The organism is Pseudomonas sp. FeN3W (assembly GCA_030263805.2).
Lineage (GTDB): Bacteria > Pseudomonadota > Gammaproteobacteria > Pseudomonadales > Pseudomonadaceae > Stutzerimonas > Stutzerimonas stutzeri_G.
In genome coordinates, this window is the sequence record CP136011.1 from 548,434 (window position 1) to 569,325 (window position 20,892).

A 20,892-nucleotide genomic window follows, 5' to 3' on the forward strand; every position below is an offset into this window, starting at 1 on the left:
CAACCTATATCTTGCTGTGATCGATGAGATCCATGTGTTCCTTCATCAGCCTGTCGACAATAAAGTCGAATAGGTTTTGGTTCGACTCAAGTTCTTCAACAGGAACCGAGTTGTCGGCAAGAATCTTCTGAATGTCCGCCTTTGCTGATCCATTCGGATACGCTTTGGCAAGAACCCTTAGCGCATTACCAAAACCTACTCGGTCGGAGAGTCTCTTCCTCAGAGACACGTCTTCAGGTGTGGTGGAATAAGCCCAAATCTCGATTGGGCCGAGAGTAAGCCTCAAGACCTGCTCGATCCTTGGTGCCGTCTCAGCTTTGAGTTGCCCAATATAGAGCATGCTCGAACCCTCTTTTCCGGGGCCGGTTAGCCACCGGTTCATCTGACGAACGGCATCAGGTGAAGGATTGAACTTTTCCTTAATTTCATTGAGGGACATTTCGGAAACGCCTTTCGACAAGATGATTACGTTGTTAACCATCTTGATCATCGTTTCATCAAAGTCCTCAAGCAGCTGAGAGAGTAATGTCACATGAACGCCATACTTACGGCCTTCACGAATATCGACAATCGCTTGTTTTCTTACGCTTGGAACCGCCGAAGTTCTGTGAAATTCATCCATGCAAAATTTCTTTGGAATAGCCTCATCCTTCTCCATCATTTTGCGATGGTAGGCTTGGAATTCCTGAGGGATCTCTGGAAGTGTCTGGTCAGCCTTTCGGTAGAACTCGCGGCAGATGATTTGCCTTCCGAGCAAATACATGACAGCTGTTTTCTTTTCGGCCTGCGCTGAGCCTTCGCGCGCCACACTCATCAGGTCGATTGAAACGATTCGTGCATCACCGATGCTGAAAACGGTTGGCATGCTGAGAATCGGGTAGTCATTGACCGCCGAGATAATCATGGTCTTCAAGTAGTCAATCAGCGTTTCGTTGCCCTGGCCTGTCGCAGACGTGCCGTACACATCCCTCAGTGATGAAGACTGAGAAAGCACGGTGGTGGCATCATTAAGCGTAGGAACCGCAAAACGCTGGGCTTGAATGGCTGCGTGGCTGTATCCGGCATTATGGAGCAATCTTACGATCTTCCACCAGGAGATCCCATTCTTGGCGCCAGAGAATCCGTTTTCTTCGAGAACTTTGTCAATCTCAGTATCCATGCCTGGTTCATACATGTTGGGGTTCTGTTCTTCAGAGAAGTACAGGTACATTGCATCAACAAGGTTCGATACAAGCTCAGCCAGGCGAGGAAGTGGCTCACTGGCGCCAGCAGGCGTGCAGATAAGCGTCATCATATTTACAACGAATTCACGGTCTACCTTAAGCGGAAATTGGCAGCCCAATGGCGTATCAAAGAAGTTGACAGCATACCGTGCATCCATCTCAAGCTTGAATGACTGAGCATAGTGCTTTAAATGATTGGGCAGGCTGTCCTTGACCATTTGCACGAACATGGCCGATGAAAAGCCGATATCAAGAATACCAATGCGGGGAAGCACTTCATTACCGGGCCTGGTAATCAGGCCCATGTTAGCGGCAGCAAGGTAAAACGACTTACCAAAACCAGGGGGTGCAAAAACGAGTTCCATTTGAGCGTTCTGAAGATCAGAGCCTGGCATGTAAGGGAATGCTTTCTCATCAATTGTTCGATAGAGCATTGTCCCCTCTGACCATGGAGATACTGGTCGAGTAATTGGGCTCATTGTGAGTGCTTCACTCATGATCATTGGAATTGGGGTTGCAAGGTGTTTTGCAGAGAATCCCGGAAGCGTATTGAACCAGGCCTCGACAGCATCCCCGCGCTCTTCTACCACCTGGAGTTGCCCCCAGGCTTCCACGGCTGTTTTTAATTTGGACTTATTGCGGCGCGCTGATTCTAGGTCACGGCCCCAGGTCGAGAAGCTGATTTGAGCTGATACCATTGTATTGTTGATTGCGGCAGCCAATAACTCTTCACCAGCATCTCTAATGAGCTTGTTTTCACTTGATATGAATGCAATAAAGGACGCAAACCCCTTTTTCCTTGAAATCAGCTGAGTGACTCGGTCATGACCGGAGTCGATAACCAGGGACATCTGCCACGGAACATTGCGGTCGATGGATGAGAACAAATAGCCGAATGAGCGAACCTCCTGTGGTCTCTGATCAACCAAAATTGGAGCAATTTTCCAATCTCCAATATCAACGATGGTTGTGTCGGTCTCCTCGGTCTTGGGCTCTCTCGAAAAAAGCTGCTGAGCAATGCTTGGCCAGAGCAAATGAGAGATGTCATTGCTTCGTGGAACCTCTTCAACAAGCCTGGCGGGAACCCTGTCACCTGGAAGATAGGGTCTCCATTGCTCACTGGAATCATATTGAGTGATTTGCCTACGCAGTACGTTTAAATACTCGTGGGCTGTCAGCTTCCTGATGGAAAGCGTTTCTTGTAGGCGAGAAACAACCTGGGACACAAATCCTGAGTGGATCATGTCAATACCTGGTATTTCCATTGCTGGCGATTGCGACATATCGCCAGGACGAAGCCCTCCTGACTTAACGGATTTTTCTGCCCGCTCTTTCATTGCAGAGCTCAAGATGTCAGGGTGTACGGCTCGCGTCCCCGTAGAGATGATCATATAGCATGATTCAAGAACGGTCTTGTTTTGAAGCAAATTGCCCCGCTCATTGATCATATCCACCAAATCAATATTCAAGTGGTTGAGTGTGCGAATTGCGCCATTGATAGAACGCTTAAGCGCATCCTTTGAGTTGAGTGGATCTCGCCTGAATACCAGTTGTACCCGATGACCCGGCCTGCGGAATGCGGATGACAGGCTGTCTGTCAGGGACTCAATCATTGGCCCGAAAGAGTGGTCACCAACTACGCCAAAAGTACCCTTGATCTCGAAAGCGGTGAGAATGCCGCCCTCTGTTGTAACAAGGTCAAATTCATTATTCGCAGTTTCCAGCTGGCTGTAATAATGCACATTGGTCTTGAAAACCTTGTTAATCATGCTGGAAATGGAGTAGCTGATGCTCATGAATCACCTTTATTTTTATTGTTCTACCAGGATTTCTTGGACTTGACTAACAAACTTTGTGAAGTGCTCATCAGAGGACTGCTCTGATAATATCTGGTCACAATCAAGCAGAGCGAATTGATCGCATATCCTGAAGATGCGGATCAATTTATCATGGGATATTGTTTCATTCAAGTCGTCTTTACCCATTGCCTCTTTAAACCTCTGTATTGTGAAGGCAATGGCGGGGTTTTGGGCGGTACTCAATCTGTTAAATAGACTTTCCACCTCAGGAAGGTATGACTCATATGATGGAATTGACATTTTTACTCCTAGATAAATGGAACAAGACCAAAGCTTACGGCAACCTTTTGAACATGCACTCTTTGACTTTCGTCTGCCATCAATACAATTCTACCCATGCTGTACGACCCAACACGAATCCCGGCCTGGTAGAATTTTTCAGCCGCAACAAGACATGCTGCCCTGTCGTATGCTCTCAGATAAGCGCCGACAGCCGTTTCCTTCTTGTTAACCGGGCTCATTACGGCTGCGGCTAGATTCTCCATAAAAAGCCCGTGCGACACGGAAATGTCTTTGATATTTGAAAGATCATCAATTAGCTCAATGTGATCTGAAACCTTGCCAGCGGGCAACTCATATATCTCATGGATTTTAACCATGGCATACCGGGATAATGACATGAGCTCGGGTAGCGTCACCCAGCTCCTGCTTTCTGACTTTCCAACGCCAAAAGCGCCAAATGTTGCATATTCCTTATTTTGCGAAAGGACAGTAATTCTAAAGAATGGCAACGAATTGTTTTTTATGGAAATCCTGTGTAGGCCCATAAGCATTTTTTCGTTACTGATCTGACCGCCTTTGTATCCAACAATTTTTCCGTCATCGAAGGTTCTCAGATGCGTCCAGTCCATCGAGCTCGGAACGCGCTGGCTAAGCAGCCATCTAAAGTAGGTGAGTCTGGGGAAATAGCAATGCATCGTTGTAGTCTTGACACCACGGGAACCCATCATTCCTTGATTTTGCTGAGTTGCATTTTCAATTATGAAATCTGAAAGCGCTTCCGGCATTCCGCGAGGAGATTGCTTCCAGATGGGCAGGCTAATGTTGTTTGCAATCAACTGTGAGTATCTATAGTTATTGCGAGAGATTACTGGATTTATGCCAAGAAAATTAAGCCCAGTAATGCCTGTAAGATTAAAATGATTGGCAAGAAATTCTGATGCAGCCTTATTCCCACCCTGCTTGAAGCCATAATCAGTAAGAAAGAAGTCAAGTGACTGCCTGAAGTACTGCGACTGGCAGATATGCTTGAGATGAGAAAGGTTGTTTGCCATGAACGCGTTGTATTCCAGGTTTGTCACCCAGCATATGTCGTTAGCTAAATCATGCACACCGGTTATTCTTTCGGGTGCTTCATCTGGTCTGCAAGACCAACCCTCGCCAGGGATCTTTTTGTCATCAAAAATGCAAACACCAAATAAAGCCTTCATCAAACTACGCCTCCCCACTCACCAAACTTTGCCTTTGCTGTTTCAACCCAGTCCTCAGGCACAAAGTTGCGTGACTCTTCTGCCCACATTTTTATATAGGGTGCATAAGCGTCCTTTCGGGGCAGTAGATAAAGACCCTTTAATGCGGATTCGCGCTTAGCGTATTCATCATCAGAAAGAGAGGAAAGATGGTCTCCAAATATTGAGGCACTGGATGTGCCAATAATGGCGTTCGCGTGAATATCTGCCTTGTCTAAGCGTGCCAATAATTGACTTGCTGTATTTTTTAGATCACCCGTGCCAATAACTTCAGCAATCCATAGGTGTCGGCACAGTTGATTGATTCCAGCCTGAGTGATAGATGTTTCTGGCAAGTAGATCAATTTGCCTCTGTTCTGAATTCCGGCAAAGGAAACATGGAAACACATATGACAGAGGACGCATGCGGTCACAAGATTTGTAAGCGAGTGATCCTCGTGATCATCATTGATATGATGCACTTCATTTTTTGTGCTTCTGTGGCCGCAAAATTGACAGGTATGGTTATCCCTTTGAAACACTTGTTTTCTAGCGCCCTGATAAACCTTATCTGCTGCGCTTGGATTGGGTGAGTCAGCCCTGAATGCCTTGCGCTTGACTGACAGTACAATGGGTGTGTATTTCATATTTAACCGCTCAATAAAAAAGGGGGCCAAGCCCCCTTTATTGTATGTCAATTGACATGAATATCAATCACATGGTCACTGCGGGCTTATTAAACAGAGCCAGCCGTAACCGTAGTGGCCTGGGTGCCCTGCCCCTGTGCAACGGACTCGGTGAACAGGGCGAGCAACCACGGGATGCACATCAGGCCAGTACCGACAAACAGGGCAATAACACCCGTTTTAACGTGGCCTTGACCCGGCTGCTTATTGTCCTTATAGAAATAAAACAACCCGCCAGCGAACATGAAGAAACCAATGAGGCCAAGAACCAGCTTGGCGAGACCGAGCATGGCCGCAATTTGCAATTTCCACTTTCCAGCGGTGTCTGCGATTGATGGTGCGGTTTGGGCAAATGTATCAGTAGAGAAAGCCCCTACTAGTAATGCAACGCCAAGAATTGGAGCGACGCGTTTGATAGTGGAAAGATGCATGGAACAACCCTCTTTTTTGTTTTGGTTATGCCATTAACATAAACCAAAACATTACACCTGGCAATAGATATGTATCAAAAATATCTAGAAAGTGCACAGAGGCCGATGGCCGTCAAAATCGATCAATGGTTGTTGGTTGACTTGTCTCTATTGGGCTCGGCTTAGTATTGTTTAAGCCCGCGTAAATAAGTAAGAGCGTTACAATAAGCATTGAGCACATTAGAAGCGCGAGCTTAAATAAACGATCAGCGCTAGCCGCATCGTCGAGCCTCATGTAGTCAATAAAATACGCCAAAAAAGCACCAATTACATATAGATGTAGAGGGAGTAAGGCAATGGATATGAGTATCAGCATAAGCGAGGCACCAAATAAAATGGGCCCATTCAGGCCCATTATTACCAACTACTTGTCAATAGATCGACTTGATTACGTAATCTCCAACACGGAGATTACCATCCTTATCCAGACCCTTGACGCGAGCCCCACCCAGCTCTGGAACTGACTGTCCAACCTTGTACGACTTGAAGTTACCGCTCGAATCAACGACTCCAAATGAACTGTCAGAATCATACACCGCATTAAGGGTGAAGTTATCGGCGTCCTTCACCACTGACCTTTTTACGGCTTTTTGAGTGTTGACTGAGGGGGTGCTGCGATTAGCTGGCTTAGCTGCTACAGGCTTGGGAGCCAGGGTCTTGTCGATATAAAGCTTGTCCCCAACAAGAACCAGGTTGCCCTTATCCTCAACTGAAGAGACAGTTAGGCGCTTTCCGCCTATGATGAGAACCTCCCCCTTGAAAACAGTGAAAACACGGCCTGATGATTCCTTCTTGATGATTGCCATTTCACCTGATGCTGAGGAGTCAATCACCCTGAAGTCGCCAATGCGAGTTCTGCCAGAAGCTAGGGTATTTTCGATATTGACCACTGGCACGGCCTGGGTTGAATTTTTATCACCCATAGATGCAGTCTCAATCACCGAGGTTGCTTTTACTTCAGTCGTTTTGACACCGCTCTTGATAGCCTTGCGAATCTTATCAAGATCTTTTCTGATCTCGATCTGCTCAAGCGTCACCTTCTCGGCGTTTTCTTTCAGCTCCTCAAGCTCACTGGCTATAACCGTTACAACTTCCTTTACCTCTTTGAGGTCTTCTCTCTGACCCTTGATCTCATCCAGGACTTGAGTCAATACATCTGTTTCTCCAGCGCTTACCTGAGGCAAGGCAATTGGGCTGCTTGCACCAGGAATGGTAGCAGTCTGGGTTGCAACCTCAGGAGTAAGAGGTGCCTGCAACACCTGATTTTGAGCAGCAGGGGCCTGAGCGGCAGCACTTTCCACGCCCTGCATTTGCATCTGAAGCGGCGATTGTGGAGCTTGTTCGTTAAATGACCCGGCCACAGGTGTCTGGGAAAAATCAGGCTCCGACGCTGGTGCAATGATTTCTTGCGCCAGCGGTTGATTCATGACTGGATCATCACCGCCCACAATTGAGGTATAGCCAACGGTGCCAACCACGCCAACGGCCACGACAGCCAATCCCGCTGAAACCATTCCAATAGGTGTTTTAAGGAAAGGTTTTGGGCCTTGCTGAGGCTGTGGATTCGATGGTGCGGGGGCTGGGTTGCTCGGAACGCCTTGTGTCGGATTGCTTTCGAACTCATCATCCTCAGGAGATGCCTCGGGAAGATCATCCGGCAAACCATCTTCAATCTCTGGAAAAGACTCGTCGAGGCCATCCAGGTTATCAAATTGGTCAAAAGGATCGTTGAAGTCCTGTTGGTTACTCATACAAATCTCCGGGTTGTCAATTAAGTGGATACTAAAATGAGAATGAAAAGAAAGCAAGCGAAACCTGGCTTGCTTTCCTTTAGAGCTGTCAATTAACCTTTTTCAACTTAAGCTCTTCCATGAACATCAGAACAACTGTCTTGTTGGGCTCGACGGTAACAGTTGGCGGTCTATCAAATTCTCTTTGAAAAATTGGGGCGAATCTTTCGCCAACCTTGCCAAGGCCAACCAGCGCCTGATCGCTCGCATTAGGTAGTGCGTCTACTATCGTTGATGAGCTTCCATCTGTGTTCGTTGTGGTCTGGCCCCCGGTAAGACTGCTTGCAAAACCCTCAATAAAAGAGGCCGCAAAAAGCTTGCTGTAGCGCTCAGCGGTATGACGATCAACACCATCCGCAATGCCTGTCCTCATTGAATCTGGATCCAGTGCGATGGCGTTTACCGTGTACGACTCACCTTTTATGCTGAGGCGATCAAATGCAAGAACAGCCTTTTCACCAACTCTACTTGGCTTCCCAACGAGCAGTCCGCCCTCAAGAGGCCCCTTTTCAACGATCACAAGTCTTATCGGGCTAATTTCATCTGTATTAACCCCAATTTGCAACACGGAGTAAAATGCCTCACCAGGAAGGATTTTGGCCGCCACCACATCTTTCGACTGAGTCATGGCAGCAAGGCGTTCACTAGGGTAATCATATGAGGCAAATTCCTGCTCATCCTCTTGGTAATCTTCTTCGACATACTCCTGAGTGGGTTGGCTGGATTGATCAATTTGCGAACCTGCACGCGCCTTGCTCTGGGTTGCTTCGGCCAGGTAGCGCTGATAACCAGAAGGTGCTGCTACCTGCTGTTGTCCATTTTTAGCGCCATTGTTGTTCGAGCCTTCATTTGAAGAATCGACTAAAGGCTTCGCTACCCGCAGATTTTGCATTTTTAGGTCATCAATGGCTTGGCTATAGGCAGAAACGTAGTTTTTCGCAAAGTTTTTTTCCTGGTCGATGTACATCTGCCAGGGGTTGTTTTGAACCACGGCCTGATTTTGCGCAACGCTCGCCTGTTGCTCAACTCGTCGGCTTTCCTGCTGAGCCCTGCGCTCTTCAAGAAGCTTTTGCAGATCGGTTTTTACAGGCTCGACAGGCTCAGGATCTTCCTTGGTCTTTTCTTCAGCTTCAAGCCTAATCCTGAGTGCGTCAAGATGGCTTTTTCCGCTGTTCGGGGCGGAGGCTTCCTCGGCTGCTTTTTTCTCCTGATCCCGATAAATTTTACCAACCTCAGACTCATCCGAATAAAGTGGTTTATCCAGAGGGCTATCTTTGCCTATTTCCATTGAATTAGGGGGGAGGGCAATGTCAGCCCCCCCTTCAGAAATGACCTCCTTGTCACCAGTGATTCTGGATATGGAAACAAATGCCGCTGACAAAACGATCACAAGGGTCAAAACAATCATAAGCCTGGCTTTGACTGGGATATTTCCCGAAATGTTGCTGATAACACTAGCCATTTTTATTTAGCCTCTTCAAAAACAGTTTTAGCCCGACGAATTTCGGTCTGGTAAAGACCTTCAATGGTGCCAGAGCGTCTTTCTCCATTGAGGCTTATCGAGATATAGGTTGCTGGAGCGGTTTTATATAAAAACCGACCTGTTGGCGATACAGAGCTATTCTGAGGTGGTGGCAAAAGAAGTCTGCCGGGTAAAGACAGATACAATGATTCACCGTCATACCAGGCTTCTGCATTCTCAATGCCGGCTACCCTAAGCGGCTTTGAGCCCACTGGAGCATCCCCGCCTTGCAGCTTTACCAGCTCAGGTGAGACGTTTTCTATTTCATGGGTAAAAATAGGCTGGATATCAGCATTCGGCCCCATCTTTGGGATCGTAACAGAAACTCTTCCATCAACTGTGGAGTCTGAGCCTTTCAGTAATATTGGAATTGAAGACGATAGGCCATCAAGCACAACTGCGGCATTGGACTGGCGGTATCGACTTGAAAGAGAGAAGGAGCTGATGTGCCTTTGCTCTCCCATTACTTTTTTGCTAAAACTTTCGGCGTCGCCTACAACACCATCCTTGCGGATAGACCATGGTTTTCCGCTTGCGTCATAAAATTCCACCTGAGCTGCAAAACCGTCTGCAACATAAATAACCAGCGGTTTATTAGAGTCTGGCTGGTAGGTAACATTGCGGATTCTAAAATCGATCCCACCAAGCGGTTCATTTTGGGCTTTTTCGATCTCGGATAGTTTTTTGCGAAGAGAAGTAATCTCGGAAGGCTGCAACGGAAGCCGGATTCTTTCTTCCTCTTGTTTTCTAGCCTTGATTTCACCCTCTGACAGCATCTTGCGAAGCTCTCTCAGCTGGTCTTCTTCGTAGAGAGCCCCTGCAATTGCCCCTTTACGGGCTTGCGTGACATTCCTGTCGTAGTCGTTGACGTGTTCTTCATATCCATTGCCCTGAGCGCCTGTCGGCTCAGCGCTGGCTACCTGGCTTTCTTCGATCATTTGTTGATCAAAGGATTCTGCTGCCCATGCTTGTGTGCCAAGCAGGGCAAGAGAAAGCGCTAGGGCTATAGGCGATCTGCGCATTGTTATCTCCGGTGCGTTAAATACTGTCAATATAAACCAATTAGGATGGAATGCAAAGTTTAGCGTCTTTGCATGATCACTTTTGTGATGCCAAGACCCTCTGCATTGTCCATAATGCTACGCCTGTCGACCTTCACCATGAACTTGACCTTATTGGTCAGCTCTTGTGTCTGTGTTCTATAGGTAAGAATCGCATTTGCCTGGAACGTCCAGCTGTATACGCCGTTATCATTAGGGCCTTGAGCAACCAAAATCGGCGTGTGCTCAAGCGTGAGGGACACGATCATCTTTCTTTCTTTGATTGCCTGGATAACGCCGACTGAATCCAATGCCTGGAGAAGACCCTCGCCACCCTCCTTGGTAAACCATTCCATTGTTGTCTTGTTTAGACGATCAAAGTAATTTGTGTAGTTGAAGGAAAAAGTGTCAACCAGAGCAGTTTGCACCCATTGAGCAACAACGGCATCTTTTTGATTTGGCTGCCCCAGCGCAACAAGCTGAATAAGTGAGCCATTTTTGTCAGTGGCAAAATAAACCCTCTCGCTTTTTGCCGTAAACACGCTGAAAGCGATGGCTGACTGCAAGCCAAGACCAACCAGGGAGACAATCGCGGCAATAAACAGCTTCTTGTTGCCGTGGTTGTAATAGCTGTTTCGATGCTCAACCTTGGAAAGACCTTCCTCTGCTTTCGCATGTGCACCAGCAAGCTGACGTCTAGCATTAGTGCCTGGGTTCTTGGTTTGCTTCTTGTTGCTTGTAGGTGTGGTCATATAATGCCTTCTTATTTTTCTATTCGGGCTGGCTCAAGCGAATACAATTTCCCATCCTGCGTGGAAACGTATGAATGTGGCCTTGGTAGTGTGGTGTAGTATGCTGCGCAGACCGCTAATACAAGCGTCGCAACGATGCTACAAATCATGATAATGGTGCATGAAAAATCATATCTATCTTGGACGTCACTTATAGGCACGGCGGGCTCACCCCAGGCAATGGCCTTCTCGTCCATGTCCTTTAGCACCTGTTCTATTGCCTTCTTTCGTTCTTCGGGGTCTTCGATTGCAAGAATGTCTGGTTTCTTATTTTTGTTCATGGTCATTCTTTTCTATCAGGGTAACGAATGCGCTCAAAGAATATACCACCGCAAATCTGAACGATCAATAAATGCCTATCAAATATAAAGAAATATGCAGAAAACCTTAAAATCACGCGTCTACTTGTTGCACGATCATTTTGCGGACACCGCTCCCACGTCTTGCGGAATCAGCAGTCACTCCATTTTTGCAGCAGGCGTTGAGTGCGGTTTGAGGCGGATGTCGCAAGGCATGAGTGCGGTAAAATAATTCAAAAAACGCGCTCCGCTGAGCGATAGTGCGGATAATTCGACACACGCGGGCCTTTTTTTAAAGGCGAAATGATGAAAAATCGACACCCTAACTTAAATATGTCGACATCAGATTCAGCCAAAAAGAAGTAAATTCGAAAATGAAATTGGGCAAACATTTGCTCAAATTTTCCAGCTTTAATCACTAAATGTAGTGGTCAACCCATCCCGGACAGTGGGTTAAGTTTTTCTTCGGCCACCGCAGGCGGCAGCCCGTCGTTGAATTGATGCGGTCTGATCCAGTTGTAGCGATGCATCAGGTAATGGCTGATGTCTCGCTGAGCCTCCAAGGCTGTCAGATATCCAGTTGCTGGGATCCATTCCGACTTCAGGCTGCGGAACAGGCGCTCCATCGGCGAGTTGTCCCAGCAATTTCCTCGGCGGCTCATGCTCTGCTGCATCCGGTAGCGCCATAGCCGTTGCCGGAAGAGGCGGCTGGCGTACTGGCTGCCCTGATCCGAATGGAATAGCACCTGTTGTGGCTGGCCGCGTTGTTCGTAAGCCATGTCGAGAGCCTTAATCACTAGCTCAGCATCCGGCTTCGTGGAAAACGCCCAGCCAATCGTCCGTCGTGTGTACAGATCCAGCACTGCGGCCAGGTAATGCCAGCGACCTTGTGCCCAGACGTAGGTAATGTCGCCGCACCACACCTGGTTCGGGCGCTGGACTGCGAACTTGCGGTTTAACCGATTCGGGATATCCGGGCGCTCAACTGTGGCCTGCTTGTAAGCGTGCGAGCCCGGCTGCTTGCTGACGAGGCCCAGCTCACGCATCAACCGACGCACACGGAAACGGCCAATCGTCACGCCGTCCACGCGCAACATGCCCAGGATGCTTCGGCTGCCAGCCGAGCCTCGACTTTGGCTAAACAACTCGTTGACCCGGCTACGTAGCGCAACGCGACGAGCATCGACACGGCGACGTCGAAGGCGATGGGCGTAGTAGCACGACCGCGCCACATCGAAAGCTGAACAGACCACTTCTACCGGCTCCTGCTCACTCAACTGGTCTATCAGCGCGTACGATCGAGTTCGTCCGACATCAAGAGAGCGGTAGCCTTTTTTAATATCGCTTTCTCCCGTTCCAGCCGGTTGATCCGGGCTTCTAGCTCCTGAATCTTCTGCTGCTCGGGTGTCAGCGCCTTGCTCTTCGGCGTGACGCCCTGACGCTCGTCCTGAAGCTGTTTCACCCAGCGGCGCAATGCCGAATCCACGATGCCCAGCGAACGGCAGGCCTCGATATGGCTATAGCCTTGATCCAGAACCAAGGCAGCAGCCTCGCGTTTGAACTCGGCGGAAAACGTACGTCGTTGCTTGCTCATCGAACACCTCTTGATGGCGAGGATTTTCGCCTAAATCGGTGTCCGGGATCAGTAGACCACTACAAAAGTCCCATGCGAAATTTTTAGATTCCGCATTAAACCTAAGCGAAAATTCTGATTTTCGCACTATCGCATTGCCCAAAAAGACACTCATAGTGTCTTGAGTGGCATCATTAGTGCCAATTTTGACCATGAATAAGCCCAAAATGGCACGCGATGAAATCGAAAATCAGAAAGTGTTTGTCTAGGTCTTTGGAGGCGGTGGCTTGGGCCTTATTTTAAATACAATTCTATAATTATATAAAATTACAATGATTATAGAATAATCAAAGTTAGCCAATCGTCAAGCGTTTGGCATCATGCTTTTCCGCTTATCCGTTGCTTGTTTAATCGCCTCATCAAGACCGAGTAATTTAATTGAATATCGTGTTCGGACAGGCTTGTCATTTTCTTGATGGCTTACCACTACATACCGCAGCAAACCCTTGTGAAAGCCATATGAAATTCCAGGCATGAGATATGGAAGTAGCTCTCCTGTCTCAGGGTTGACGTGTTGCCTTCTGTTCTTCCTGGGGGCGATGTGGATTACATTCTTGGGAACCTCCATGCCAAACAGTTCTAGATGCTTTTCGTCACGCCACTTGATAGCAGCCTGAAGAGCATCAGCAAAACTATTGTAATGTCTGATCTTGAAATGCCCGATAAGAATTGTTTCTCCACGCTCAAGCTTTACCCTGATGCTTCCCTCACAAACGCGAATGTACTTCTCATAAACCTTTTCATTCGAGAGAATAGAAGGCATCACTTCACGTCCCCGATGACTAACTTGAGCGCAACAACCGGGAAATCGATGTAGGTTACTGCGCCACCAAGTGTAATGGAGGATGTTCCATTCACCAGCATGGCTGGAACTCCTTGGATCTTTGAGGCTTCAGCTACTTTTGAACCTTCACTCATTTTTCGATTCACGTAAGAGGAATCTAGCTCAGAAAGGATGTCTTTAGTTGTTGATTTGAATTTCTCATTGCGAGCCTTTTCATCAGCAATGACACGATCAATGACTTTTGGCAGATCCTTTTCCTTGTTTGCCCCCATGTCTTGAATTAGCTGCATGACCTGACCGTGCCCCTCCGATGAAAGCCCGGCTTTATCCAGGGCATAGAACAACTTTGCGTGCAAAGCCCAAGTCTCATTAGCCGCTACCGGAATTTTTCTTAGCTTTTTGCCACTTGCCGCAAGGCTTTCCTCGAAGCCAGTAAACTCCATGACTTCATAGGCCTTTTTACAATGTGGACAGCCATACCAAAAAAATAAAACCACATCATCTTTGACAAGAGGTTCTTCGGAAACATTGGTGTAATGGGTTCCTTGAATAGGACTGGAGATATCGGAACTCGAAGGTGTGCCGGGCAGGAGGGATAAACCGAATAAGGCAATCGCGCCAAGTACGCCAGCAATTAGCAGTTTGTCAATTTTTTTCATGGGAAGCCTCGTTATCAATTGCAAAAATAATATAATCCAATAAACACAAATTGACAAGTGAATAGGTTGCACGATCTCAAGCTTTCCTTTGAGCATGGGCTGGCGGTTACCGATTCGGCGCGATAGCGCGGCTAGCTTTGATTCACAGCGAAGCTGTGGCTTTGCTTTTCGACCCGAAGGGGCGTTCGGCGCGAAGCGCGGCTAAGCAATAAGGCCGAGGATGAGGCAGGGGAGAGCGGTGAGAGAAACGAGGTCTGGTAGGGAAGGTGGGAGTGACACAGCAAAAACACAATATAAGGGTATTGACTTTGAAGCTAAGCCCAACATGTTGGGTTTTTTGCCAAAAAAAATGAGCGTTGCATAGTTTATTTGTTTTCAAATCTTAAGCCGCAGCCTATCGGCTGCAAAGAAAGCGATCTCTAGGGCAGGGGGGAGGCGGCAGCTCATCCATTCCCTCTATTCACGATAAATGTAGATCACCGAATCCTCAGCAAATGTGTTTTCATTTCACCGAATGAGGGGGTATGCACTTCACTCGCTTTTTATTGTTCTCAAATATAAAGATCCGTCGCGCGAATTTTTTTTCAACCCCCACCCCTTTCAAAAGCCGACGAACGGTCACTATTGACAAATTGTAAATGCGTGGTCATCATGTGATAATCCTGCTAGAACCCGCGCCAGGCGTGGGCTCAGCCTTTTTCAACGAAGGATTTCTGATTTATGCCTATTTTTCGTATGACTGTGCGAGATGGCGACCCGGAATGTGATCTCTGGGGGCAGGTCGACATCGAGGCGGACTCGCCCGAGCTCGCTGATGAAAAGCTGCGAGGCTATCTCAAGGAGATGGTCGATGAGGGGTCGACGGATCTTGATTTGTCATCTGTTCAGATCGAAACCTCGTGCATCGAGCCATAGGGCTGACCCAGAGGTATTGATGTGATTTAGCGGTTGCTCCTGAAGGCGAACCGATGTTTTTGTTCTGTTGCAAACTCAACGACCAGGTCGATGAGTGTGAGGTCAATTGAATGTCTATGGATCCTGCCTACGTAGCCAGGCGACTGAGCGCATGTCGCGAGCACCTGACGGTGAGAAGCCTTGTCTACGACAAACCGGTGCTTCAGGGTGAAGATCCTGATGATGAGGCTGTATTTTCAATGCGCCTTACGGGTAAACTGGATATCTTCGATATTGCCTTATTGAACAATGGCATGACGGCGCTTCGACAGATCGATCCTGACGATGAGACTCGCCAGGTGATTTTCCAGCAAGCCATTCCAGAGTTCATTGTCGATATCGCCAAAGATCTGGAGCTCGGATATTCATGCAGTCATCTCTAAAAACACCTTCACCGTCAGACATAAACACATTGCTGTTAGACGATTTCGCCGTCAGAACAGCACACGCCGCCAATTTCCTTGGGCTTGATGATCCGGACGAGCAGCTGTTGTGGCGTTATCTGGCGCTTCGCAAGAAAGATGCAGAACCTTCCGTTATCGCGTGCCTCAAGGAACACGCCGAACTGACGGCTTTTGAGATCAAAAGGGCGAAGGCAGACGTTTCCATCGCGGCGCAGTGGGTCAAGCCATCTGGACTGTTCAGTGCTCAGAAGCCACTCATGGCCAAGCTTAATTTTGACAGCCTTATCAATCAGGTCGACTTCCGCTCAAGAGAAGAAATCCTCAAGGCCGCGACAGATGAAGCCTGCGACACGGCATTCAAGCTGTGGTACGAAAAGCTTTCGTCTCGCCAAATCAATGGCAAGCTCGTGGAGGTTTCCGCTTCTGACATCATCGTGGAGCTCGATCTGGAGATTGTGGAGCTCAGGCAGTTGCTTGAGTCATTTTAACGACCACCAGTCCGCTTCAGCTTGTTCCAAGATTTCGAATTGGTATTATTGCCGCTCCAGGCCTAAACTAGATGTACGGGCGTTTTGCGCCGTCAATTTTTATAGAGGTGTTTTTGATGTTGAATTGGGATCATGACGACACAGCCCGCCAGGGTGATGTGGATGCAGTTGAGAAGGCCAGGGCCAGGCTCAAAGCGATGGACGTCAGCGCGGGCCAGGACGAGATTGAAGGAATGGCCAAGAGCCGTGTTCAGGTCGGGCAAAAGCAGATGATCAACGCTCGCGCTGACCTTAACCAGCTGGTGCCTTTCAAGTACGACTGGGCTTGGCAGAAGTATCTAGATGGTTGCGCCAACCACTGGATGCCACAAGAAGTGAACATGAACGCCGACATCGCGCTCTGGAAAAGTCGTGACGGCCTCTCGGAAGATGAGCGGCGGATCATCAAGCGCAACCTGGGCTACTTCTCCTCGGCGGATTCACTCGTGGCCAATAATCTGGTGCTGGCGATCTACCGACTGATCACCAACCCGGAGTGCCGTCAGTACATTCTGCGACAAGCCTTTGAAGAGGCCATCCATACGCATGCGTATCAGTATTGCGTTGAGTCCCTTGGGCTTGATGAGGGTGAGATCTTCAATATGTACCATGAGGTGGAGTCTGTTGCTCGCAAAGCCGCCTGGAGCATTGCCCATACTCACCATATCAGTGACCCGACGTTCAACACAGGCACGCGCGAGACGGATCAGCGCCTCCTGGAGAACCTCATTGGCTTCTATGTGGTCACCGAAGGCATCTTCTTCTACTGTGGATTCACTCAGATCTTGTCCATGGGTCGTCGCAACAAGATGATGGGTGTTTCCGAGCAGTTCCAATACATCCTTCGAGATGAATCGATGCACCTGAACTTCGGGATCGACATGATCAACCAGATCAAGTTCGAAAATCCCGAGCTCTGGAGCCCGGAATTTCAAGAAAAGGCTCGCGGAATGGTCATTGAGGGCACCCTGCTCGAAATCGACTACGCGAAAGACACCATGCCACGCGGCGTGCTGGGCATGAATGCAGAGATGATGGAGGAGTACCTCAAGTTCATTGCAAACCGACGTCTCACCCAGATCGGTCTGAAGGAGGCGTTCCCAGGTGCTGAAAATCCGTTCCCCTGGATGAGTGAAGTGATGGATCTCAAAAAGGAGAAGAATTTCTTCGAGACTCGTGTGATCGAGTACCAAACTGGCGGGGCCCTGAGCTGGGATTGATTTAAACCAGGGTATGGCATTACAAAAGGCGATCCGAGAGGGTCGCTTTTTTATTTGGTGTAAATGACCCACCTACTTGGATTGACAGTTTGTCAATATAATCCAATAATATGAATATTACTGGAGAGGTTGATATGTCTGGAATCCAAACAGAAGTGCTTTCTCGCGGAAAGGCCCGCTTTGACATGGTGGGCCAAAAGCTGCCCTATCAGCTCACCACTGTCGATGAGTGCATCTCAGCAGGCCTAGCCAAGCGATTGGTCAGGTACGCCCTTGAGCGGCTTGATGACGCAGGATTCAAAGCCATGGTGAATGGCTGGAGCACGCTGGTCTACACCTGCGATGCTGAAGATTCACCCGCTGACCGGTCGTATTGCGTGCGCTGGAAAAATGAGCAGGGTGGCTATATTGAGTTAATCGGCATTCTGACTCGCAAGGGGTGGCCTTCACTGGATCATGGGTATGAGATCGGTCATGAATAAGAAGATGCTGATGCGCTGGGCCCTCTGGCCCTCCATGGGTGTGCTGATGATTGGTCTCAGCCAGCTTTTGTACGGCAGTGATTACATGACGGAGCGAACCTGGGACGCTGAAGTGATGGGTAAATACATCACATACTCAAAGCATGGGCGGGAGCGATACCATGTGAAGTACAAGCTCCTTGAGGGTCATGGGCTCATCGAGAAAGGGCATCGATTCGATCTCATCAGCAGCGAGGGTGCCTACCGAACAAGCCATAATGGCCAGGTCAATTCGGTCGAGCGCAGGCAGATGGACATCAAGCAAACGGGAAATCAGAACCTGTTGTTCTTTTTTCTGCCTGCATTGTGTGGCTCGATTGGCTTCACACTCTTGCTGGTGCCATTTATTTCCGCTTTCTTCAGGATTTCGGATCCTGAATATGATCTGGATCTGCCGGGTGTTAAAAGAAAAGCACGCTAAGGCGTGCTTTTTAACGAGTGAAGTATGGCGAGAGCTTTGCTCCGCAGCCGGGTGAGTGATCGTCATGGCGCCAGATTGCGGAGATCGTCTTCGAGCACTCAGGGCAAGTCACAGGGCCTTCTTCCAGGCGGCCATCCGATGGAACCAGGCGAGTGATCCCATGGCCGTAATGATCAAATGTCCTCACCTGTCTAACCATGCCTTTTTTGATCAGGCGCTGGATGAGCGGGTGGCGGGTGTTCCAGCAGTGGCGTCGGTTAACTGGAACCCCATCGGCTGAATAGGGGCGCCTGATGAACTGAAGCAAGAGATGGCGTTGTGCGGTGGCGTTTCTCATGGGGATGCCTTGTTCGAAATCGACCGACTACATTAGTGACGAGATCCGAATGGTCTCGCCGCAGCTCAATGACCTTCTGGTAATCAGAAGTCATCTCTGTTGCGATGCTTGGAATTGCGCGTATATTGCTTTGCGCTCTTGACAACCCGTACGCGAAACAGGGGTGTCATGACCATGGACTTTGCCTGGCTTTTGTCCTTGGGTGCCTTCATATCAGCCTCCAGATAAAACGAAAGGGCCCTAAAGCCCTTTGTGCGAAACCGGATGGAAACCCGATTTTATTTTTCATTATATAGGCATGCAGAAACTTGTCAATATCAAAGATTCAATTCCGACCCTAGTTTTGACAAGATCCCGTTTTCAATTTTCTGATTTGGAATAATGTCGCAGAGCACCATTTCACCAAAAGTGTCGAGCTCCATCAGTAGCGAGATTGTCTGATCGCCCGACCTTGCTGGCGACACCTTCAATGTGACAAGTGCCTGATTGGATCCTTCAAGGCCTTTGGTGGTTGTTCCCACAAGCTGAAGCTGTGCGCTGGGTCTTGATAACAGGGATCCAAAAGTACGCTCAAGCCTAGAGCCAACGACGGCTTCAGTTTCTGCCCTGGCTCGTTCAAACCCGGTGTCCTGAAGACCGACCAGGCTTCGATAACCGCAAAATGAATCCAGTGTTTTAGGGGCGTGATCACGCAAAACCTGGCTCCATGTATTTCCGGCTGTGCGCGCTTCAATCCACTTTCCGATGACATCTCTGGCAGAGGACTGCGCATGCCGCTCTAGCGCAGCGCTGAAGTCACTGGCGTGAACAAATAGGCAGGTCGATGAAATAAGACCACCCATGATGAATTTTAAAAAAGTGTTCATAAGTGTTCCGATTGACAATATGTGCTCATCAATTTATACTCACCCACACGATAATTCAACCTTTAGGGGTTTGCCATGCGTATTTCTCTTGCAGCTGGACTCATGTCTGCCGTCGCACTCCTTTCTGGGTGTGTTCAGGGCGGGGGTGCCTATCAGCAGCCTACTCGAATTGACACTGGCCGAATCATCAGCGTTCAACAGGTGACCAACAATGGTGGGTGGGGAGCTGGCGCTGCAATTGGTGGTGCGGCAGGTGTTCTGACTGGTGGCGGACACTCGACAGAATCGAAGCTGATTCGGGGTGCACTGGGCGCGCTTGCAGGTGCTGCCGTGCAGAAGGGTCTGACCACAGGTGGCCAGGACACTTACGTTACCGTACAGACTCGCTACGGACAGGCCTATAACGTCAAGCATTCCTCGCGAGACCTGGTTCCAGGCGACTGCGTTCAGGTAGAAACGCGCTACAATGGTGATATTCGCCTTTATCGCACCAGCAACACGCAGTGCAATTTTTAACCGGATAACAAGTCATGACATCAACCCTTCACTGTAAAATCATACCTAACGACGCGATCCCCGCTGATTGCGAGGCTGTTTTCGATACGACCGGTCGCTTGCTGGTGGCGATGACCGCCCCTGGCTTCAAGCTTCCAGAAACGTTCGAGGTCGAGGCGGAAGACGGTGTGGTGTTCACTGTGGTCAGTGAAGGTGAGGGTCATGCGATCCATGAGGATGACATGGATATCTTCGTTCCCATGGTATTTGGATAACCCAATGAATAAAGACCTGTCCATGCATGTTTCAGAGCTTGCGCAAAACCTGATGTTGATCGGTTTTGAGACATCGAGTTCGCGCGTTTCGGCGCATGACAATGTCCTGACCTACAAGGGTTTTTCAGGGCAAATTGAATATTTCACAGAGGCTGGTTCAATCCGACTAACGGTTGATGGCACTGTCGTTTATGACAGTACGATCCATGCCTCGACTAAGCACCCCGATGATGTAGTTGAGGTCGCAAAACGCCTCAACGCTGAAATGCTGCGCGTATATGAGCATCACGTGCTGGCTGGAGACTGAGCAATGCGGGTTTTTCTGTCTATCATTGCAATCGGATCAGTTCTGTTCTGTGTACTGAATACTGACGCCAGGGAGTTTGTTGGCAGGTACGCTAAAATGGGAATTTCTGGCGTATCGGCAATGGTGGACATGGCCAAGGGCGTTGCTGCTTCAGATATCGAGCGTTGCCAGTCAGGCAATGAAGGTGAGCGCCGCGAGTGCCTGAAGGCTCATGAGGCTCCGCTGGACAAATTCGATAGCCGAATGGACACCGCAGGCCAACAAGACGCCCTATACAGGGCTATGAAATAAGGGTGAATCGAAATGAGCAGCATGAGTCGCCATCACGCAAGCATCATTCGTAGTCAGCTCATTGACTCCT

General features: G+C 48.8%; 24 protein-coding genes. 10 read left to right on the forward strand and 14 right to left on the reverse strand.

Annotated elements, in window-relative coordinates; translation table 11 throughout:
* Positions 1 to 4: 4 nt before the first annotated feature.
* From P5704_026295 to P5704_026355, 13 genes are all read right to left on the reverse strand, one after another.
* Positions 5 to 3,019, reverse strand: coding sequence for an ATP-binding protein (locus tag P5704_026295; protein WOF81409.1), 3,015 nt, complete (start codon positions 3,017 to 3,019; stop codon positions 5 to 7).
* A 15-nt stretch (positions 3,020 to 3,034) separates the two neighbouring features.
* On the reverse strand, positions 3,035 to 3,322 hold the full coding sequence (locus P5704_026300) for a hypothetical protein (protein WOF81410.1): 288 nt from the start codon (positions 3,320 to 3,322) through the stop codon (positions 3,035 to 3,037).
* An 8-nt stretch (positions 3,323 to 3,330) separates the two neighbouring features.
* Positions 3,331 to 4,512 (reverse strand): hypothetical protein, encoded by a 1,182-nt coding sequence (locus P5704_026305; GenBank protein ID WOF81411.1) that lies wholly within the window; start codon positions 4,510 to 4,512, stop codon positions 3,331 to 3,333.
* A complete protein-coding gene (locus P5704_026310) occupies positions 4,512 to 5,177 on the reverse strand; it encodes an HNH endonuclease (GenBank protein ID WOF81412.1) in 666 nt (221 codons plus the stop codon). Before P5704_026310 ends, P5704_026305 begins: the two co-directional genes overlap by 1 nt.
* A gap of 89 nt (positions 5,178 to 5,266) precedes the next feature.
* On the reverse strand, positions 5,267 to 5,647 hold the full coding sequence (locus tag P5704_026315; protein WOF81413.1) for a hypothetical protein: 381 nt from the start codon (positions 5,645 to 5,647) through the stop codon (positions 5,267 to 5,269).
* Between the two features lie 410 nt (positions 5,648 to 6,057).
* Positions 6,058 to 7,437: a hypothetical protein gene (locus tag P5704_026320; GenBank protein ID WOF81414.1), complete on the reverse strand. Its 1,380-nt coding sequence runs from the start codon at positions 7,435 to 7,437 to the stop codon at positions 6,058 to 6,060.
* A gap of 88 nt (positions 7,438 to 7,525) precedes the next feature.
* Complete coding sequence (locus P5704_026325) at positions 7,526 to 8,938, reverse strand: DotG/IcmE/VirB10 family protein (GenBank protein WOF81415.1); 1,413 nt, start codon at positions 8,936 to 8,938, stop codon at positions 7,526 to 7,528.
* 2 nt (positions 8,939 to 8,940) lie between these two features.
* Positions 8,941 to 10,020: a DotH/IcmK family type IV secretion protein gene (locus P5704_026330; GenBank protein WOF81416.1), complete on the reverse strand. Its 1,080-nt coding sequence runs from the start codon at positions 10,018 to 10,020 to the stop codon at positions 8,941 to 8,943.
* Positions 10,021 to 10,079: 59 nt separating this feature from the next.
* Complete coding sequence (locus P5704_026335; protein ID WOF81417.1) at positions 10,080 to 10,790, reverse strand: DotI/IcmL family type IV secretion protein; 711 nt, start codon at positions 10,788 to 10,790, stop codon at positions 10,080 to 10,082.
* Between the two features lie 11 nt (positions 10,791 to 10,801).
* A complete protein-coding gene (locus P5704_026340) occupies positions 10,802 to 11,110 on the reverse strand; it encodes a hypothetical protein (protein WOF81418.1) in 309 nt (102 codons plus the stop codon).
* A 449-nt stretch (positions 11,111 to 11,559) separates the two neighbouring features.
* A protein-coding gene (locus P5704_026345; protein WOF81419.1) for an IS3 family transposase occupies positions 11,560 to 12,722 on the reverse strand; the annotation gives its coding sequence in 2 pieces (ribosomal slippage) (positions 11,560 to 12,467 and positions 12,467 to 12,722; 1,164 coding nt in all).
* Positions 12,723 to 13,065: 343 nt separating this feature from the next.
* Entirely contained in the window at positions 13,066 to 13,524 is a 459-nt protein-coding gene (locus P5704_026350) for a hypothetical protein (GenBank protein WOF81420.1), read from the reverse strand.
* A complete protein-coding gene (locus P5704_026355; GenBank protein ID WOF81421.1) occupies positions 13,524 to 14,204 on the reverse strand; it encodes a thioredoxin domain-containing protein in 681 nt (226 codons plus the stop codon). Before P5704_026355 ends, P5704_026350 begins: the two co-directional genes overlap by 1 nt.
* A 720-nt stretch (positions 14,205 to 14,924) precedes the next feature.
* Between P5704_026355 and P5704_026360 the strand changes: the two genes are divergently transcribed.
* The 6 genes from P5704_026360 to P5704_026385 all read left to right on the forward strand — a co-directional run bounded on the left by P5704_026360 (position 14,925) and on the right by P5704_026385 (position 18,251).
* Positions 14,925 to 15,119 carry a hypothetical protein gene (locus tag P5704_026360; protein WOF81422.1) on the forward strand — a complete coding sequence of 65 codons (195 nt, stop codon included), beginning with the start codon at positions 14,925 to 14,927 and terminating at the stop codon, positions 15,117 to 15,119.
* A gap of 110 nt (positions 15,120 to 15,229) precedes the next feature.
* Positions 15,230 to 15,541, forward strand: coding sequence for a hypothetical protein (locus P5704_026365; protein ID WOF81423.1), 312 nt, complete (start codon positions 15,230 to 15,232; stop codon positions 15,539 to 15,541).
* Positions 15,526 to 16,050: a hypothetical protein gene (locus P5704_026370; GenBank protein WOF81424.1), complete on the forward strand. Its 525-nt coding sequence runs from the start codon at positions 15,526 to 15,528 to the stop codon at positions 16,048 to 16,050. The genes P5704_026365 and P5704_026370 overlap by 16 nt, the downstream gene beginning before the upstream one ends.
* A gap of 116 nt (positions 16,051 to 16,166) precedes the next feature.
* Positions 16,167 to 17,309, forward strand: coding sequence for a ribonucleotide-diphosphate reductase subunit beta (locus tag P5704_026375; protein ID WOF81425.1), 1,143 nt, complete (start codon positions 16,167 to 16,169; stop codon positions 17,307 to 17,309).
* Positions 17,310 to 17,443: 134 nt separating this feature from the next.
* Positions 17,444 to 17,791 (forward strand): hypothetical protein, encoded by a 348-nt coding sequence (locus P5704_026380; GenBank protein ID WOF81426.1) that lies wholly within the window; start codon positions 17,444 to 17,446, stop codon positions 17,789 to 17,791.
* The gene (locus tag P5704_026385; protein ID WOF81427.1) at positions 17,784 to 18,251 is read left to right on the forward strand and encodes a hypothetical protein; all 468 of its coding nucleotides are present in this window, start codon (positions 17,784 to 17,786) and stop codon (positions 18,249 to 18,251) included. The genes P5704_026380 and P5704_026385 overlap by 8 nt, the downstream gene beginning before the upstream one ends.
* Positions 18,252 to 18,905: 654 nt before the next feature.
* On the opposite strand, the gene P5704_026390 is transcribed toward P5704_026385, so the two are convergent.
* On the reverse strand, positions 18,906 to 19,454 hold the full coding sequence (locus tag P5704_026390; GenBank protein WOF81428.1) for a hypothetical protein: 549 nt from the start codon (positions 19,452 to 19,454) through the stop codon (positions 18,906 to 18,908).
* Positions 19,455 to 19,529: 75 nt separating this feature from the next.
* Here P5704_026390 and P5704_026395 point away from each other — a divergent pair, with 75 nt between their 5' ends.
* From P5704_026395 to P5704_026410, 4 genes are read left to right on the forward strand one after another with little or no spacing between them, the layout of a single operon-like run.
* Positions 19,530 to 19,970 (forward strand): hypothetical protein, encoded by a 441-nt coding sequence (locus P5704_026395; GenBank protein WOF81429.1) that lies wholly within the window; start codon positions 19,530 to 19,532, stop codon positions 19,968 to 19,970.
* Between the two features lie 14 nt (positions 19,971 to 19,984).
* Positions 19,985 to 20,224: a hypothetical protein gene (locus P5704_026400; protein ID WOF81430.1), complete on the forward strand. Its 240-nt coding sequence runs from the start codon at positions 19,985 to 19,987 to the stop codon at positions 20,222 to 20,224.
* A 4-nt stretch (positions 20,225 to 20,228) separates the two neighbouring features.
* Positions 20,229 to 20,531 carry a hypothetical protein gene (locus P5704_026405; GenBank protein ID WOF81431.1) on the forward strand — a complete coding sequence of 101 codons (303 nt, stop codon included), beginning with the start codon at positions 20,229 to 20,231 and terminating at the stop codon, positions 20,529 to 20,531.
* Positions 20,532 to 20,534: 3 nt separating this feature from the next.
* Positions 20,535 to 20,822: a hypothetical protein gene (locus P5704_026410; GenBank protein WOF81432.1), complete on the forward strand. Its 288-nt coding sequence runs from the start codon at positions 20,535 to 20,537 to the stop codon at positions 20,820 to 20,822.
* Positions 20,823 to 20,892: the final 70 nt, after the last annotated feature.

Excerpts from the sequence above, each read along its gene's own strand:
- P5704_026320 (WOF81414.1), bottom strand. The coding sequence starts at position 7,437 with ATGAGTAACCAACAGGACTTCAACGATCCTTTTGACCAATTTGATAAC.
- P5704_026335 (WOF81417.1), bottom strand. The coding sequence starts at position 10,790 with ATGACCACACCTACAAGCAACAAGAAGCAAACCAAGAACCCAGGCACT.
- P5704_026295 (WOF81409.1), bottom strand. The coding sequence starts at position 3,019 with ATGAGCATCAGCTACTCCATTTCCAGCATGATTAACAAGGTTTTCAAG.
- P5704_026340 (WOF81418.1), bottom strand. The coding sequence starts at position 11,110 with ATGAACAAAAATAAGAAACCAGACATTCTTGCAATCGAAGACCCCGAA.
- P5704_026350 (WOF81420.1), bottom strand. The coding sequence starts at position 13,524 with ATGCCTTCTATTCTCTCGAATGAAAAGGTTTATGAGAAGTACATTCGC.
- P5704_026380 (WOF81426.1), top strand. The coding sequence starts at position 17,444 with ATGTCTGGAATCCAAACAGAAGTGCTTTCTCGCGGAAAGGCCCGCTTT.
- P5704_026305 (WOF81411.1), bottom strand. The coding sequence starts at position 4,512 with ATGAAGGCTTTATTTGGTGTTTGCATTTTTGATGACAAAAAGATCCCT.
- P5704_026360 (WOF81422.1), top strand. The coding sequence starts at position 14,925 with ATGCCTATTTTTCGTATGACTGTGCGAGATGGCGACCCGGAATGTGAT.
- P5704_026370 (WOF81424.1), top strand. The coding sequence starts at position 15,526 with ATGCAGTCATCTCTAAAAACACCTTCACCGTCAGACATAAACACATTG.
- P5704_026310 (WOF81412.1), bottom strand. The coding sequence starts at position 5,177 with ATGAAATACACACCCATTGTACTGTCAGTCAAGCGCAAGGCATTCAGG.
- P5704_026315 (WOF81413.1), bottom strand. The coding sequence starts at position 5,647 with ATGCATCTTTCCACTATCAAACGCGTCGCTCCAATTCTTGGCGTTGCA.
- P5704_026400 (WOF81430.1), top strand. The coding sequence starts at position 19,985 with ATGACATCAACCCTTCACTGTAAAATCATACCTAACGACGCGATCCCC.
- P5704_026355 (WOF81421.1), bottom strand. The coding sequence starts at position 14,204 with ATGAAAAAAATTGACAAACTGCTAATTGCTGGCGTACTTGGCGCGATT.
- P5704_026375 (WOF81425.1), top strand. The coding sequence starts at position 16,167 with ATGTTGAATTGGGATCATGACGACACAGCCCGCCAGGGTGATGTGGAT.
- P5704_026405 (WOF81431.1), top strand. The coding sequence starts at position 20,229 with ATGAATAAAGACCTGTCCATGCATGTTTCAGAGCTTGCGCAAAACCTG.
- P5704_026300 (WOF81410.1), bottom strand. The coding sequence starts at position 3,322 with ATGTCAATTCCATCATATGAGTCATACCTTCCTGAGGTGGAAAGTCTA.
- P5704_026330 (WOF81416.1), bottom strand. The coding sequence starts at position 10,020 with ATGCGCAGATCGCCTATAGCCCTAGCGCTTTCTCTTGCCCTGCTTGGC.
- P5704_026385 (WOF81427.1), top strand. The coding sequence starts at position 17,784 with ATGAATAAGAAGATGCTGATGCGCTGGGCCCTCTGGCCCTCCATGGGT.
- P5704_026410 (WOF81432.1), top strand. The coding sequence starts at position 20,535 with ATGCGGGTTTTTCTGTCTATCATTGCAATCGGATCAGTTCTGTTCTGT.
- P5704_026365 (WOF81423.1), top strand. The coding sequence starts at position 15,230 with ATGTCTATGGATCCTGCCTACGTAGCCAGGCGACTGAGCGCATGTCGC.
- P5704_026325 (WOF81415.1), bottom strand. The coding sequence starts at position 8,938 with ATGGCTAGTGTTATCAGCAACATTTCGGGAAATATCCCAGTCAAAGCC.
- P5704_026390 (WOF81428.1), bottom strand. The coding sequence starts at position 19,454 with ATGAACACTTTTTTAAAATTCATCATGGGTGGTCTTATTTCATCGACC.
- P5704_026395 (WOF81429.1), top strand. The coding sequence starts at position 19,530 with ATGCGTATTTCTCTTGCAGCTGGACTCATGTCTGCCGTCGCACTCCTT.